Source organism: Candidatus Enterococcus moelleringii, assembly GCF_017377575.1.
GTDB classification, from domain to species: Bacteria; Bacillota; Bacilli; order Lactobacillales; family Enterococcaceae; genus Enterococcus_A; species Enterococcus_A moelleringii.
Map to the genome: position 1 here is coordinate 1 of NZ_JAFREM010000027.1, position 15422 is coordinate 15422.

A 15422-nucleotide genomic window follows, 5' to 3' on the forward strand; every position below is an offset into this window, starting at 1 on the left:
GACTTATGTCACAGCCTCATCTTTATTTACGTATAGTCATTCCTTTGGCTTCACATTCTTCTGCTTAACAAATTCAATATAGTTGATAATATCCTCTAATTGTTCCGCAACGATATTTTCGTCGATGTGAGCAGCGATCCGATCGGCAGGATGAGTCGCTTCATCTTCAAAGTAAGAAATGGATACGCCTAGAGCTTTTGATAGTTTTTTGACTGTTTCCAGTGTAGGGTCTTTTCTTTCGCCTTTTTCCAATCGCGAGATGTTTGAGGCACTCACCCCTGATTTTAGGGCTAGCTGGTTCACGCCTAAACCCTTAGATTCGCGTAAAGCTTTCAATTTTTTTCCAAAGTTCATGAGAAAACTCCCTTCTCCCTTACTATATAGCCATTTGGCAACAATTACAAAAGACATTTGTAGTTTTATTAGCAAAAACATTGCCAAATGACAATTTTAGTTTTATATTATTGACATAAGGCAACGGAGGTGGAACCAATGAAAATTGTCCTAAATAAGGAAGCCTTAAAGAATCTGATGGTTCAAAGCAAGGAAGATGTATACTCGTTGGCAAAGAGAATGGAGGTCGCCCCCTCAACCATTTATCGCATTTTAAGCGGTGAACGAGGTGTTGGCAGCCAAATGATCGCAAAGCTGTTGTGGGCCTATAATCTGTCAGAAAAAGATTTTGATAAACTGTTTATTGTCAGCAAATAAGTTAACCAATCACCAGCACAACTTTACACGAATCATGAGAGGCATAAAACAGCCCTTAGTCACCCGTAGATACCAAGTTTCCTTGTAACCGCCGCATAAGCCAAAAAAAATCGGGTTAGGAAGAAGGGATTCCCCATTGAAAGCTGCACTACTAAATGATTCAAATCACTTCGTCGTCTGTCAAACCAACAAACCTGTTCCTCAGGAGAAAGAAGTCCTAATTAAAGTAAAAGCCGCAAGTATTTGTGATTCAGATATCAAGCAACTAAAACAGGCTCGCTCACGTCCAGCATCGCCAATTATCGGTCACGAATTCGCCGGAATTGTCGCAGATATCGGCAGCCAGGTCAGCCAAGTAAAAATCGGCGATCGGGTTGCGGGTATTCCTTTTCTGCCCTGTGGAAGCTGTGCCGACTGCCAAGCTGACAACCAGCATTGGTGCGAACACAGCCGAAAAATCGGTACCCATCAAAATGGCTGTTTTGCTGAATACGTAGTGCTGCCAGAAGAAAATGTCATCGGTCTTGGTGATAAAATCTCCTTTGAAGAAGCAGCCTTGCTGGAGCCATTAGCTAAGGCCGCTCATGGGGTGAAGCTGCTGGAGGTTCAAGCAGGAGACACGGTTGCGGTATTTGGACTAAATACCTTTGGCTTGATGAACATCCAGTGGCTGCGACAGACTGGGGCAAAACGAATCATCGGACTAGATACGGATGGCAACAATCTTTGGGAGGCCAAAGTGCATGGCGTCACCAATACAATCAATCTACTTCGGGAATCCATCGATAAACGAATTGCTCAGCTGACTAACGGACAGGGCGTGGATATAGCGTTAGAATGCACCGGCTCCTCACTTGCGGAGGAACAATGCCTGCTGATTACCAAAAAAGGCGGCACCATCGGCTATTATGGCATGGCGCCTTCCAATATGATGCTGCGGCAGCAGGCCTTTGAAAATATTTTCCGTCGCGAGTATACAATCAAAGGTCTGTGGAATACTTATTCGGCCCCTTTTCCAGGTGAAGAGTGGACCGCTTCTTTAGCCTTGATTGAGCAAAAAAAGCTGGCACCGCAGCAGTTTATTTCTCATCGCTTCAGCTTGGAGGACATCCAGCAGGCCTTTGATTTAGCCATGGACGAAAATATTTCCAATCAGAGAGTGATAGTCGTTCCTAAAGGATAACCTGAACCTTAATAGAAGCTTCAGCAGAAAGCACCCTAATAATCAATTCTTCAGCTGCTAGCTGCCGGTATCCTTACCACCAGATTTTGTCACACTATAATATACGCAATTTTTGTATTCTTGTCGTAAGCGAGGGGTTTTACCATCTAACTCTTTTTTTAGTGATTAATTATTAGTAATCGTCTAGTTATTGCTAAACTGCAAAAAGTAGGAATGACAGCTAACTCATCTTTAGGAATTGATTTCTCCAAAACCGGGAGAAATCAGTCCGATTGTCGTACGCATATCATCCTACTAGACTTCTCGTGTTGATTTATAAGTGATTAAATGCTGAGTAATCGTCTAGTTATTGCCGAACTGCAAAAAGTAGGAGTGACAAATAAGGACAACACCGGTTGGCGTTGTCCTTATAAAGAAGTCATATTAAGCTTTTTTTGATGAATTTTTCCAGTAAAGGAAGGCGGCAGCCGCCAAGATAAGCGCGCCGATTACAATCAACAGGTTCGAGTTGGTGCTCCCGGTTTGCGGCAATGATTTTCCTTGTGTTGTTGGTACTGTTTTAGGTGTAGCCGTCTGCTTAGGTGTAACTGGAGTGGTTGGAGTGACGATCTGTTCTTCAGATTTCACTTCGCCAATGGTGATCACGCTGGTGGCACTCGTTTGGCCATCCGTGTAAGTCACGCGATATTTACCAGGCAGTGAACGGTCGATGGTATCAATTCCACCCTTGTCGTTGTTTTCAGTAGACAAGCGCAAGCCTTTATTCACCGCTTCCTGCTCAGTCATGACCGCAACAGTGCTCAAGTTTGCTTTGCTTAATAGTTCATGCAGGTCAATATGGTACACCTCAGCATTTGGCGTAACGTACACATACTCTGTCGCAATCGAAATCTTCAAATTGTTCTTGTCGCCCGTATAAGTCACAAGGTCCAACAAAGCTGGATTGTTTAGATAGCTGCCAACCTCAACTGGGAAAGTGTGATCGGCTACTTCGAGTTTTAGCAATTGCGGAGTAGGTGTTGGTTCAGGATCGGGCTCCACTCGGGTAGCACCATCTTTTCCGGTAATATCAAGAGCCAGCGTTGCAGCAGTTCCGTCAGGATTTTTCGCTTGAACTTCGTAGCTTCCTGATAGAGAAAGGTTGATCTGCTCCACTTGAGCTGAATCATTGGGTGCTGCCGTTAATTTTAGCGCAGCTGCTTCTTCTTCGGTAAATACGGAAACTTTATCAAGTGTTGTTTTGCCTAACAATGTATTTAAATCATGATAATAAACTGCTTCGTCAATTGCAGCGTAGACCATTTTTGAAGTGATAGTCAAAGCCAGCTCGTTTTTATCTCCTGAGTAAGTAATCCGATTTAGCAGATCAGCCTTTGTGATTACTTTATTGTCTTCAAATGGTAGGATTTCCTCGGTTTTATCAAAGGCAATTTTAGAAGTGTTTTCTCTTGTTTGCTTACTAGGTAAAACCTCCAGCTCTTCTACCGGCAAAGCTTCACTCACGAAGAAAGCAGCCGGTTCTTCGACTTCAGCTGGAACGTCCACTTTTGGAATCTTCACTTCGTGGGTTCCAAGATCATCCGTATAAGAAACCATCATACTTTTCTCTTCAGCTAAAGCAGCAAAAGCTTCAGGATTCTTCTTAGCCTCAGCAAGATAGCTCTGCTTTAATTCTTCAGCGATCTTCCGGGACTCTTTATTTGGTGTCACTACTTTATCAATGTAGTCCTTTTTAGCCGCTGATCTTCTTTTTGACGTACTCTTAACAGGTACCCAATTCCCATTTTCATACTTGAAGGTATCGATGCCGTCGCCGACATCTCTGTTCCAGATACTTGCATTTTCAATTGCTGCGCTAGGTTTTTCTACCGAGTTGTAAGTTGCTGCCTGGACTGATACAGCACTCGACAAGAAAAATGAAGCGACAACCAATAAACCAACCAACTTTTTCACGTGTTCTCCTCCTTGCATTTGTTAAGTGAAGTAAATCTATTATCTTTATCCTTTAAATAATAGTATATACATAAAGGGTAATAAATACAAAAGATAGTTTAAATATATATATAAAAGACTCAAGAATAATATAGAGATTCGTTAGTACTTTGTCTGTTAATGCCTCCGAATAATACTTCTCACTAAGCTTCACTTAAACTTAATCAAAAGCACCTATCCAGCATCAAGTATTTGTAGCATAATAAGTAAAAACGTTTTACACATTGGAGATATGATGAATCCTGAACTGTTTATTATTGAATTACTTTCTTCCAAAGAGAAGATTTTAGCCTATGATAAAGAAACGCGGCAGAAAAATCTATTGGCAATCATTGGCTATTTAATTGGAACCAGCGGTCTCTTCTTTGGTTTAGCTACGCTTGTCTATCGTGCCTTCCCGTGGCGGCTATGGTCGATCACCAGCAATTATATATTAGAAGGTCTTTATTATTTTTCATTAGCGGTGGGGATTATTTGCCTGGTCGTTCTATTGGGATTACTAGTGAAAAATGTATTTGGCGGCTTACTAATGCATCATTCCTATAATCGCTGGCTAGAGAAAAATGCCGGGAAAACGCTGAAGGTTCAGCAGGTGTATCAAGAAAATGGTTATTACTATTTAGCCGACAAATCGAAAGTTCCCAAAATCCGTTTGGCACAGACCGATTGTCTCGCGTTAACCACCACAATGGATGGTGCTACTATTATAATAGGAAGAAAACCGCAATTTCCCGGAATCGGGTCGAATCAGCTGTTCATACTAAATGGCGAACCAGCAGCTTTACCGCAGACTTTTTCCAAGGCTCATTCCTTCAATCAACGAGCTGTGCTGCTGCTAGCCGGGCTGCTGTTTGTTGCCATGGCGGGGATTTCTTATTATGAAGTAACCAGCTACTACCAAACATTCTATGGTACCGATGCAGTGGAAACGACCTATTCCTTCAGTAGTCAAGAAGTATTGGATGCCGGAGGACTGTTGACGCAGCAGGGCCCCACGCCAGATTATCAAATCAGCCAAACCAATCAATTGGAGCTGGTTACCGACAGCGATGAACTCTACATGACTACCGACAACGGAACGAATTGGTCATTTATTCCTTTGAAACCCGAATGGCTGCGGTTTGGCAGTTACTTGCTGACTAGCGGCGAGATTCCGATGGGCTATTGGATGGATAAGACTTATGATATTTCGCCGGATTTTTCCTGGTTCATTTATTCCCAGAATGCTGAGGCTGTAGAATTTTTATCCTCCAAAGACAATGGACAAACCTGGCAAAAATCCTTAGTAACTGAAAATGATGGGCCATGGATTCGTTACCGTAAAGCCAGTTTCTTCCCAAACGGCAGCGGCGTGCTAGTCTATTCAACCGCTTCGCCGGAGGTTTCCTCTGAAGGTCTGGAAATATACTTTACCAGTGATTTTGGTCAAACCTGGAATCGAAGCAATGGCACCACGATCAGCCAACCAGTCCAAAATGTCAGCTTTGTGAATCCGACACTAGGCTTTGTCTCCACGCGAGAACAATTGTACTATACCAATAATAGCGGCAGCTCCTTCAAGGAAGCCGTAGTCACCATCCCGGAAGGCTATCAAACCGGCGGACTGGATCTCTTCCAATCCCCCAACGAAGTTATCCAAGTCAGCACCAATCTACTGGAAACCAGATTTTACTTACTGAAAATGGAAGGCATCGATCAAGGCAAAATGTTCGCCTGCCGCTACCAATCTTCCGACAACGGCGAAACCTGGCAGCTTGCAGAACAGCTGTCCCAGGTGGAGCTGACGGATTAAAAATTTCAAGCTAGGTTCATCAAATAAGATGAGCCTAGTTTTTTTCTGGAGGAATTTCTAAAGGCAGAGGTGCATAAATCGTACAATTGGCTTACACTAGAAAAAAAGACAAAGGAGCACGGGAACATGATAAACTGGCAACATCTTTTTCGATCACATATTTTGGAACGAGGAGCTAGTTATCACTTTGAAGATTTAGTAGAAGATATGATAGTTAAAGATGGAAAAATCGCAGCTGTCGTTTGCGGCAGTGAAGACTATCAAGTGATCATTGAATTAAGGAGCAATCAAGTCATCTCCATGCATTGTGACTGTCCTTATGCAGAGAGTGGGAACCATTGTAAGCACATGGCTGCGGTCATGTTTGCATACGAGGATGAACACAAAGTGAAAAAGCCAACTATTGAACAAAAAATTGAGCACTCCAACGTAAGGGAGCTAGTGGTGAGTGCTGATGAAATTACTATTCGGTTATTCTTGCTGGAAATCTTGCAAAATGATGCAAAGTTGGCTCAACGTTTCGCTCAACAGCTGTCTCCGAAGGTCAGTGAGGAGGACATCAATAGCTATATGTATCGAATCAGCGATATTGTCGAAACCTATTCTGATTTTGATGATTTCATTGATTACTATCAGGCAGACAAGTTCGCCAATGAATTGTGGGAGCTATTAAACGAGGATATCCAACCAATGATTGGTAATAAACAGTATCTTCCGGCTTTTCAAATCATTTGCTGTATAGCTGACACTATTGGTAATGTGGACATTGACGATTCTAGTGGTGGAGTAGGAACAGTGGTATACCAATGTGTAGAGATGTGGGAGGAATTGCTGAGATTGGCTCCTCTCGCAGAAAAACGCGAAATGTATCCAATTCTGGTGGCTCGATTAGAGCAGAATAACGATTTTTTCCAAGATCAAATTGAGGAGATTATCAAAAAAAGCTTCTCAGAAGCAGAGTTTCTGGAACAAAGCTTAGCGCTGGCTAAGCGAAAATGTCAAGAAGCAGAGGCAGCGGGCTCTTTTTATTCTGAATACAGATTAAACAATTGGGTGTATTTTCAACTTGATTTGATGGAACGCCTAGGAAAACCAGTTTCAGAAATTGATCAACTATACAAAAAATACTGGAAGCTAAGCGGGGTCCGTAAGCAGAAGGTAAAACAATTGCTGACTCAGAAAAACTATTCACAGGCGGTTCAGGTACTAAAGGAAAGCCTAGAAATTGACCGAGAATATCCGGGCTTGGTTCGGGAGCATAGTATGAAGCTGAAAGAAATTTATGAACAGCTGGATCAAAAGGAAAATTACCTAAATCAGCTGTGGCAGCTTTTACTTCATGATGATAAAGGTAACGTGATCATTTATCGAGAACTGAGAGATATGTATTCAGAAGTAGAATGGCCAGATATATATGAAAATATTTTCGCAGAGTTAGCTGATTTTCAGCATGTTGATCAGCTATACTTGCAAGAAAAAAGATATGACTTACTTATAAAATTCATCATGAAATCCCATGGATTACATGTTACTCAGCGCTATTTGAAGCAACTAAAGGACCTGTATCCAAATGAACTTTTGACCAAATTTGAAACCGAGATCAAAAAGATGACCGCTGGGGCATCTAGTCGCAAAAATTATTATACTATTGCTCAAATTCTGCAAAAAATGCCTTCTATCCCTGGAGGTACCTTACGCATGCAGCTTTTAATAGAAGATTTAAAGCAGGCGTATCCTAGAAGGTCAGCAATGATTGATGAATTTGACAAGGTTTTGAAACAAAAATAGTAGACGCTTGGGGTTGTTCGACTATTAGGGCAGTCTTAGCTATAAAATCTATTTGCTGATTTTGACTGATTTTCATCAAATAGAATTAAGAAATATGGTTTGAACAATAAAAAAAGAAGAAACGCTGGATAGACTGCAGCGTTTCTCCTTTTTTAACTGATCCTCGCTAAAAACCGTTTGGTCCGTTCTTCCTTCGGTGCCGCAAAAAAATCTTTTGGTGCACCTTCTTCGATAATTCGTCCTTCATCCATAAACACCACATGGCTGGCAATCTCGCGGGCAAAGCCCATTTCGTGGGTCACCACCACCATAGTGATACCTTCTTCAGCCAATTGGCGCATCACCTGCAGGACATCACCGATCAACTCCGGGTCCAGCGCCGAGGTTGGTTCATCAAACAACAATACATCAGGCTTCACCGCAATGGCGCGGGCAATCCCGATCCGTTGTTGCTGACCACCAGACAATTCATGAGGATAGTAGTTTTCGTGACTAGACAGGCCCACCTTGGCAATGGCTTCCCGAGCAGTCTCGAGAGCTTGAGCCTTGGGAATTTTACGAGCAATAATTAGACCTTCCAGCACATTTTCCAAGGCCGTTTTGTTGGCGAACAGATTGTAATGCTGAAAAACAAAGGCGGTTTTTTTCCGCAACGTCAATATTTCCTTGTTGGATATTTTAGCTAAGTCGTAGGCGGTATCCGCCAGAGCAAGTTCGCCGCTGTCGGCTTTTTCCAAGCCATTCAGGCAGCGGAGGAAGGTGGTTTTTCCGGAACCGCTGGGCCCTAAGATGACAATTACGTCTCCTTGATTGACCTGCAGGCTAACGTCGTTTAAAACTGATTGCTGCTGAAAGCTTTTGTGAATGTGAGTAGCGTTTAGCATGGAATTGCTCCTTTCTAACAGTAGAGGGTTGAGAAATTCGGTACTGAACCAATGAAAACAGTCCTTGGATTGTGCCGCACAATAATAAATAGACCACGAAAATGACAAAGTAGGCTTCGAAATAATGGTAACCATAGGCAGCTTGTACCCGAGCGATGGCAGTAATATCTTGAACTGTCATCACGAACACTAGTGATGTGCCCTTCACCAAGTTAATCAGCAGATTACATAAATTGGGCAAAGCTGAAACCAACGCTTGCGGGAAAATAATCCGGCGATAAGTTTGAAAGGTACTCAGACCAATTGCTTGCCCCGCCTCCAGCTGTCCTTTATCCACCGTCATCAAGGCGGAACGGAAAACTTCTGATAGGCTGGCGGTAGTCAGAAAACCAAAGACGATAAAGACATAAAAAATCGGATTAAAGGCAAAGACATCAATCGAGCTGCCGATGCGCTGCATCAAGACATTTAAAACACTAGGCAGCAGACTGTAAAAGAAGAGAATCAACAAAATCGGCGGCGTTGCCCGCACAAAGGCTAGATACACCATGGAAAAGGCAGTGACACCCTTAACTTGATGAAGCCGGGCCAAGGCCAAAAGCAAAGCCGGCAGAAAACTTAGCGCAAAGGCAACGGCCATTATGGCTAAAGTGGTGGGAACTCCTCGCAGCGTGAGGAAAAAGGTTTCGCTGATAAACTGCCAGTTCATTTAATGCACTCCCTTCGGTGTCAGCAGACGCTCAGCTGCCTGTGTAGTCAAGGTCAGCACAAAGGCCAACCCCCAATAAATAATTGCTGCCGCGGTATAGGTTTCCAGCGAATAATTGCCAAAGTTGCGGCTGATTAACAGATTCGCGCCGCCCAACACATCCACTAAGCCGATGGTGTAGGCTAAGGCAGCATCCTTCATTAAATTAAGCAAGGCACTGGAAAAGTTCGGTAAAGCAATCCGGGCTGCTTGCGGCAGCAAAATTCGATAAAAGGTTTGAAACGGCGACAAGCCAATACTAAGTCCCGCCTCCAGCTGTCCTTTAGGAACCGCGGAATACGCGGAGGTAAATACCTTGGAAATAATTGCCGCAAACAATAACGTCATGGCGATGATCACAAATACTCCCCGGGACCAGCCGTCCGTTTCGATTCCCAGCCACCAATTAAGGAAACGAGGAAAGCCGTAAAAAACGATGAACAGCAGCACAATCGGCGGGGTACAACGCAGGACAAACACGTAGCCTTCAGCAATCGAGCGCAGCGTCTTGTCATTGGCCAGCAGTCCCCAGGCGACAATTCCGCCTAAAAGGGTGCCAATTAAAACGGTAACTCCAGCAACTGCCAAGGTTACCGGTAAATTTGCCAGTAAGCCAGGTAGTACTTGCCAGATGCGGGCGGGGTCAAATGAAACCATCAAATTCCTCCTTAGTTGTTTTCGTCAATAAATTGGAACACATCTTCACCAAAGTATTCCTCAGACAACGACTGCAGCGTGCCATCTTCCTCCAGCTCACGAATCGCTCCTTCGTAGGCTTTAGCAAATGCTTCATTCTGCTCATCTCTATGCAGCAGCGGATAAGTTGGAATACCTTTATAAGGAACATAGGTCAACTGATTGGCGTATTGATGATAGGCGCCGTCTTCGTTTTCAATCGCTTCTTCATAGGAAAGCTTAATATCAAAGAAAGCATCGTAGCGTTTTTCCAATACCCAAGCGTAGGCATCGGCGACATTAAAGGCTTCAGCCGCTGTCAATTGGATCTGCTGGTCGGGATTTGCCTGATTGTATTCATCAATCACATTCCATTGCGCATTTTGCGGTGAGATCGGAACAAGCTTGCCTCCTGTTTTTGCAAACGAGTCGATATCCGTGATAGTGTCCGCATCCTCTTGACGAATGGTAAAGCCGATAATGCTGGCGCCGATTTTTTCCTCCGGCAGAATAAATTTCTCTGCCCGCTCTTCTGTGTACCAAGCACCTTTAACTCCCACATCGTATTTCCCTGATTCCAGCCCGATCAATAGATCATCGTCGCTAGTACCGGTAAATTCCAATTCATACTGGGGCAGCTTTTCATCCACCGCTTTTAACACTTGAACCTCATAGCCGTCAGATTCGCCGGCTTCGTTGATAAAGTCATAAGGCACATAGTTTTGAGTGTGGGCGACTTGAATCGTAGTTACTTGTTTCTCATCAGCTGCGGCCGGCTGCTTGCTTTGCCTGACCAGCAATGTTCCCCCTACTACTGCTAAAACGACAACAACACCTGCAATTAGTTTCTTCACTTAACTTCCTCCTTGGTGTAAACCGCTTCGCGAACCCATTGCAAATGTTCCAGCGCAATATCACTCGGCACCGTGCAATCGGCCCCTACAATAACTCCAGTTGTTCCGGCTTCTTCAATCAACGCTTCAGCGGCCGCTTGGATTTCGGACTGATTGCCTTGATACAACAAGCCATCCACCGTATTATCAAAGCCGCCAATGACCGTGCGGTTAAAGAAATTTTTACCTTCCGCTAGGGAAACTTCTTCCGGCCCGACTGCCCAGTTGACGGCGGCTGACGGATAATCTTGATATAAGGACAAATCGTTGGTGGCCCCTTCATAGCCGCAAATATGCAGAATGTTGTTGGCGGAGGCTTGATTAGCCGCCTGCAACACCGTTAAATCCGAAGAGCGGACAAAGTGGGCGTAAGCTTCTGAAGAAATCCGGTCATCCTGAACATTTTGAACACTAAAGTAAATGCCGTCGATGTCGGTTTCCGTTAAAACGGCGGTGACTAAGTGGGCAATGTCTTCGGCAATAATTTGCAGAACCTGTTGCGTAAGCTGCGGATTTTCCAGCAAGAAATCAGCAAATTGTGCTTCGCCGCCTGCCAACTGCCATTTGAAATAAGTTGCTGGAGCGAAGATATTGTAAAAGGACGCAATGTCTTCTGTAAATTGAGCTTTCTGTTCCTTGATTAAAGCAACCTGCTGCTGAATCCAAGGATGATCTTTGCCAATCGACTGAATGTCCTTTAAGTCTTCAATACTTTCAGCTTGAGCGATTTGATCATTGGGGTAGTAAAAGAACCCATCGCTCATCAACTTCACAAAGTCCGGTTGGAAGGCTTGGATAAAATCCCGATGCCCGTTGATATTTCTCTCAATCACAGACGGGATCGGCTGACGCAGCTGCTCTTCATCAGTAATAAAATGAAACCAAAATCCCACAGGTACTCGGGTGACTTCCTTTTGATGCAATGCACGTAAAACCAATTCTCTTTTCGACATAAAAACACTCCCTTTTTTGTTTTGACCAAAGAAAAAAGGACTTGATAGGCTATCAAGTCCTTTAGTCGCTCCTTTAGAAAAATAGTGGTGTATTTTTTCTAAGGGTACGCTAAAGAACACGGCATTGACAAGCCATGTACATTTGTTCAGTTGTCATAACCGTACCAGCGACTTTTAGCATGCGTGTTCTCCTCCTTTTTTTTGATTGGTCTAACTATACCAAGGGAATGGTGATTTGGATAATTGTTGTTATTGATGGTTAGTCATTGATTTTGCCAATAGATGTGGATGATTGGTCCACTGCTTCCTGCACCTTGTCCAAAAATAGGGTGGCCATTTCGCTTAAGGACCGTTGCTGATGGTAAACAGCTCCTAAGGTATGAATCGCAGAATCGGCCAAGGGCTTTAGTATAATTTGATCTTTAGCGAAGCCCTCCACGATCCCCAACCCAGAAGCGTAGGCATCCGATCCGCACAATAAATTCAACAGCGTGCCTCGGTCATTGGCATAGATCACTGACTGGGTAGTAGGGATTTCCAACGGGTCTTCATCAAAATGGGAAAACTCATACTCCTCCTGGGTAAAACGAATTTGCGGATATTCCGTTAAATCTGCCACGGTAATCTGTTCTTTTTGTGCCAACGGATGATCTTTCCGCAAAAAAATCTGAGTAACAAATTGTCCCAACGGTTGAAAGCTCAGCTGCTCCTGAGAAAAATGCCGTTCCAAAGAGCGGCGATTTGCGGGAGTCAGGTATAAAATCCCCAACTCACTGCGAAAGGTTTGCAGGCTTTCAATAATTTTTTGGGTGGTGGTTTCCACTAAATGGAAATTTTGGCACTCCGTTTGAAATTCCTTAAAGACAGCTAAAAAGGGTTGGGACAGAAAATCATAATGTTGAGCCGTGACCACAAAGTCCTTTTTCTTATCAGGCTGATAGTGGTTCTCTAAAAGCTCCACCTGAGCCAAAATCCGTTTGGCAGCCACTAAAAATTCACTGCCGGCTTCCGTTAAGCGCACGCCAGATTTAGAGCGGTGGAAAAGGCGGATGCCTAATGAGCTTTCTAACTCCTTAATAGAAGTGGATAAACTGGATTGGGTAACAAATAAATCTTTGGCAGCCTGACTGAAGCTGCCCGCCTCAGCGATTGCTACCGCATAACGACATTGTTGAAAATTCATAAAAGGCTCCTTTCTGGGTAAAAGAAAAGAGGACTTGATCAATACCAAGTCCTCCAGCGCATATCCGACTATTCAGTCAGTTACAGGTACGCCAAAGAACATGATGCGCAAAGACACATCATGCGTTGGCAGTTTGTTGCTGGCAATACTAAGTAGTCTCTGTTCATCATGTTCACATCCTTCATTAGAATATTATGAAGATAATAGCATAGTTTTAATCTAAATCAAATAGAAAGCTTGCTAAAAGTTGAAGAAGGAGCTGGAGGTTACTTTCGTTTGCACCGATGTGCATTATTATCTGAATTAAATTGCAAAATATTGCAAAAGATGGTAAAATTAAGACGAGGGAGAAATCAATCATGCTAATAGAAGAACGTTTAAGTAAAATCAAAACTATTTTAGAGCAGCAGGAAAGTGCTTCAATGGACTATTTAGCCCAACAGCTCGGGGTTTCCAAGGACACTATCCGCCGCGATCTGATCAAACTGGAGCAAAAAAATGTCGTAAGACGCATCCACGGCGGAGCGATGTTAGCCAGTCGGGAAGCCCTGATTTTCGATTATCAAGAGCGGTCCAGTCGGGATCAGCAGGTAAAAGAGCAGATGGGGCAGCTGGCAGCGGAGATGATCAAAAGCAATTCTTCCATGATCTTAGACTCCTCCACAACTGTCGAAGCCGCCATTCCATACCTGCAAGGTAAAGGGGTGCTGGCGATAACCAATTCCCTAACGCACGCCACCTTATTGGCTCAGCTGGACAATAGTGAAATCAGTATCCTGCCGGGTAAGCTCCACAAAAAGCAGCTGTTTATTTACGGCGCCGAAACGGTCCAGAAAATCAGCGAATATTTGGTAGATTACACGTTGCTGGGAGTTTTCGCCATCAGCCAGAATGGGATATTTATCCATACCGAGGAAGAAGGTTTGGTGAAGCGCCAAATGGTACGACAAAGTAAAAAAGTTATCGCCATGGCAGATCATACGAAAATTGAAACCACCGGACTGTTTAAAATTTGTTCCTTGCAAGAATTAGATGTGTTAATAACCGATCAAATGCCTTCGCAGGAATTTATTGCAGCTTTAGAAGAAAACAATGTCGAACTAATCACCCTAAAAGGAGAAAAACATGAAAACAATTAAACTAACGACTGTCAAAGAACCAACGATTCACGAAGAAGTAGCCCCGGTCTTTTTAACTGACGAAACGATGCAGCAGCGGAAAGAAAAAATCCTGTGCCTGATGAAAAAAGCTGCCTACGACTACTTGGTCGTTTATGCGGACAAAGAGCACGGCTCAAATTTTGAGTACCTAACCGGCTTCTTCCCCCGTTTTGAAGAAGGCCTGTTGATTATCAACAAAGAAGGCGAAAGCTCCTTTGTTCTAGGTAATGAAAATCTGAAAATGGTAAATCACGCTCGGATCGAAGGCCAATTGTACCACTCGCCGTACTTCTCATTGCCGAATCAACCGATGGATAATGAACGACCTTTAAGCGACATTTTTAAAGAGATCGGACTAGCAACTGCTAAAAAAATCGGGGTTGCTGGCTGGAAGATGTTTACACCAAAACTGACCGATGGCAAACAGCTGTTGGATTTACCTTACTTCATCGTGGAAGAGCTAAAACAAGCTGCCCAGCAAGCAGAACTGTTAAATGCCTGCGATCTATTTATCAGCGGCGAGTATGGTGCTCGCACGGTGAACAATGCCAATGAATTTGCTCATTACGAATACGGCGCAAACTTAGCTTCTTCCCGTATTTTGCGTGCGTTGAATGCCATCGAACCAGGAATCAAAGAAGCTGAACTCGGCGAACTATTGAATGGCGAAGGCCAACTGAATTCAGTGGTGACCATTGCTGCAGCAGGAGATCGCTTTGAAAAAGCTAATTTTTATCCTACCCACAAAGCAGTCAAGGAAGGGGACAAATTGTCGCTAACCATCGGCTACAAGGGCGGTTTATCTAGTCGTTCCGGCTTCGTTATTCAAAAGGAAAGTGAATTACCTGCTGATCAACAGGATTACTTAGAAAAGGTCGTTTATCCATACTTTAGAGCAATGACTGCCTGGTTGAGTGAATCGAAGATCGGTCGTACCGGCGGCGAGCTGTATCAAACAATCGAAACAGTCTTGCCTAAGGAAACCTACGGCTGGAGCTTGAATCCCGGACATTTAGTGGCGGATGAAGAATGGATGTCTTCACCAATTTATCCAGAATCAAAAGAAGTGCTAAAAAGCGGTATGATTTTCGAGATCGACATTATTCCATCAATTCCTGGATATCAAGGCACCAGCGCAGAAGAATGTGTGGCTCTGGCAGATGAAGAACTACAAAAAGAAATCAAAGAGCAATACCCAGAATTATGGGCCCGGATCGAAGGCCGCCGCGAATACATTCGCAACGAGCTGAATATTCCATTGTCAGACGACATCTTGCCGTTGTCTAACACAGTCGCTTACCTGCGACCTTTCTTCTTAGCGAAAGATCAAGCTTTAGTTGTTGAATAACTATCAGACACTGCTCAGATTTTGGGTAGTGTTTTTTGCATTTAGAAAAATCAATTCCAATCCCCGAGCTAGCTGCCGGAAAGTAAACAATTCGTTAAAGCGGCAGCAACGA

14 protein-coding genes are annotated in these 15422 nt (G+C 43.7%); 6 read left to right on the forward strand and 8 right to left on the reverse strand.

Features of this window, described 5'->3' with window-relative positions:
• Positions 1–36 precede the first annotated feature (36 nt).
• Positions 37–354, reverse strand: coding sequence for a helix-turn-helix domain-containing protein (locus tag JZO70_RS16280; RefSeq protein ID WP_207674731.1), 318 nt, complete (start codon positions 352–354; stop codon positions 37–39).
• Between the two features lie 138 nt (positions 355–492).
• Between JZO70_RS16280 and JZO70_RS16285 the strand changes: the two genes are divergently transcribed.
• Positions 493–711 carry a helix-turn-helix domain-containing protein gene (locus JZO70_RS16285; protein ID WP_207674732.1) on the forward strand — a complete coding sequence of 73 codons (219 nt, stop codon included), beginning with the start codon at positions 493–495 and terminating at the stop codon, positions 709–711.
• A gap of 136 nt (positions 712–847) precedes the next feature.
• Complete coding sequence (locus tag JZO70_RS16290; protein ID WP_207674733.1) at positions 848–1894, forward strand: galactitol-1-phosphate 5-dehydrogenase; 1047 nt, start codon at positions 848–850, stop codon at positions 1892–1894.
• A gap of 423 nt (positions 1895–2317) precedes the next feature.
• Here the strand turns inward: JZO70_RS16290 and JZO70_RS16295 are convergent, their stop codons facing one another.
• On the reverse strand, positions 2318–3847 hold the full coding sequence (locus JZO70_RS16295) for an LPXTG cell wall anchor domain-containing protein (protein WP_207674734.1): 1530 nt from the start codon (positions 3845–3847) through the stop codon (positions 2318–2320).
• Between the two features lie 271 nt (positions 3848–4118).
• Between JZO70_RS16295 and JZO70_RS16300 the strand changes: the two genes are divergently transcribed.
• Together JZO70_RS16300 and JZO70_RS16305 are read left to right on the forward strand one after the other, a co-directional pair.
• Positions 4119–5678, forward strand: coding sequence for a WD40/YVTN/BNR-like repeat-containing protein (locus JZO70_RS16300; RefSeq protein WP_242703982.1), 1560 nt, complete (start codon positions 4119–4121; stop codon positions 5676–5678).
• A 126-nt stretch (positions 5679–5804) separates the two neighbouring features.
• A complete protein-coding gene (locus JZO70_RS16305) occupies positions 5805–7466 on the forward strand; it encodes an SWIM zinc finger family protein (protein WP_207674735.1) in 1662 nt (553 codons plus the stop codon).
• Positions 7467–7618: 152 nt separating this feature from the next.
• Here the strand turns inward: JZO70_RS16305 and JZO70_RS16310 are convergent, their stop codons facing one another.
• The 6 genes from JZO70_RS16310 to JZO70_RS16335 all read right to left on the reverse strand — a co-directional run bounded on the left by JZO70_RS16310 (position 7619) and on the right by JZO70_RS16335 (position 12802).
• Complete coding sequence (locus tag JZO70_RS16310; protein WP_207674736.1) at positions 7619–8350, reverse strand: amino acid ABC transporter ATP-binding protein; 732 nt, start codon at positions 8348–8350, stop codon at positions 7619–7621.
• Entirely contained in the window at positions 8289–9059 is a 771-nt protein-coding gene (locus tag JZO70_RS16315) for an amino acid ABC transporter permease (protein WP_207674737.1), read from the reverse strand. Before JZO70_RS16315 ends, JZO70_RS16310 begins: the two co-directional genes overlap by 62 nt.
• The gene (locus JZO70_RS16320) at positions 9060–9755 is read right to left on the reverse strand and encodes an amino acid ABC transporter permease (protein WP_207674738.1); all 696 of its coding nucleotides are present in this window, start codon (positions 9753–9755) and stop codon (positions 9060–9062) included. It abuts the gene before it with no gap.
• Positions 9756–9766: 11 nt separating this feature from the next.
• Positions 9767–10627: a transporter substrate-binding domain-containing protein gene (locus JZO70_RS16325; RefSeq protein WP_207674739.1), complete on the reverse strand. Its 861-nt coding sequence runs from the start codon at positions 10625–10627 to the stop codon at positions 9767–9769.
• Positions 10624–11619: a uroporphyrinogen decarboxylase family protein gene (locus JZO70_RS16330; RefSeq protein ID WP_207674740.1), complete on the reverse strand. Its 996-nt coding sequence runs from the start codon at positions 11617–11619 to the stop codon at positions 10624–10626. The genes JZO70_RS16325 and JZO70_RS16330 overlap by 4 nt, the downstream gene beginning before the upstream one ends.
• Before the next feature lie 259 nt (positions 11620–11878).
• Positions 11879–12802 carry a LysR family transcriptional regulator gene (locus tag JZO70_RS16335; protein WP_207674741.1) on the reverse strand — a complete coding sequence of 308 codons (924 nt, stop codon included), beginning with the start codon at positions 12800–12802 and terminating at the stop codon, positions 11879–11881.
• Positions 12803–13161: 359 nt separating this feature from the next.
• Here JZO70_RS16335 and JZO70_RS16340 point away from each other — a divergent pair, with 359 nt between their 5' ends.
• Positions 13162–13941 carry a DeoR/GlpR family DNA-binding transcription regulator gene (locus JZO70_RS16340; protein ID WP_207674742.1) on the forward strand — a complete coding sequence of 260 codons (780 nt, stop codon included), beginning with the start codon at positions 13162–13164 and terminating at the stop codon, positions 13939–13941.
• A complete protein-coding gene (locus tag JZO70_RS16345; protein ID WP_207674743.1) occupies positions 13928–15310 on the forward strand; it encodes a M24 family metallopeptidase in 1383 nt (460 codons plus the stop codon). Before JZO70_RS16340 ends, JZO70_RS16345 begins: the two co-directional genes overlap by 14 nt.
• Positions 15311–15422: the final 112 nt, after the last annotated feature.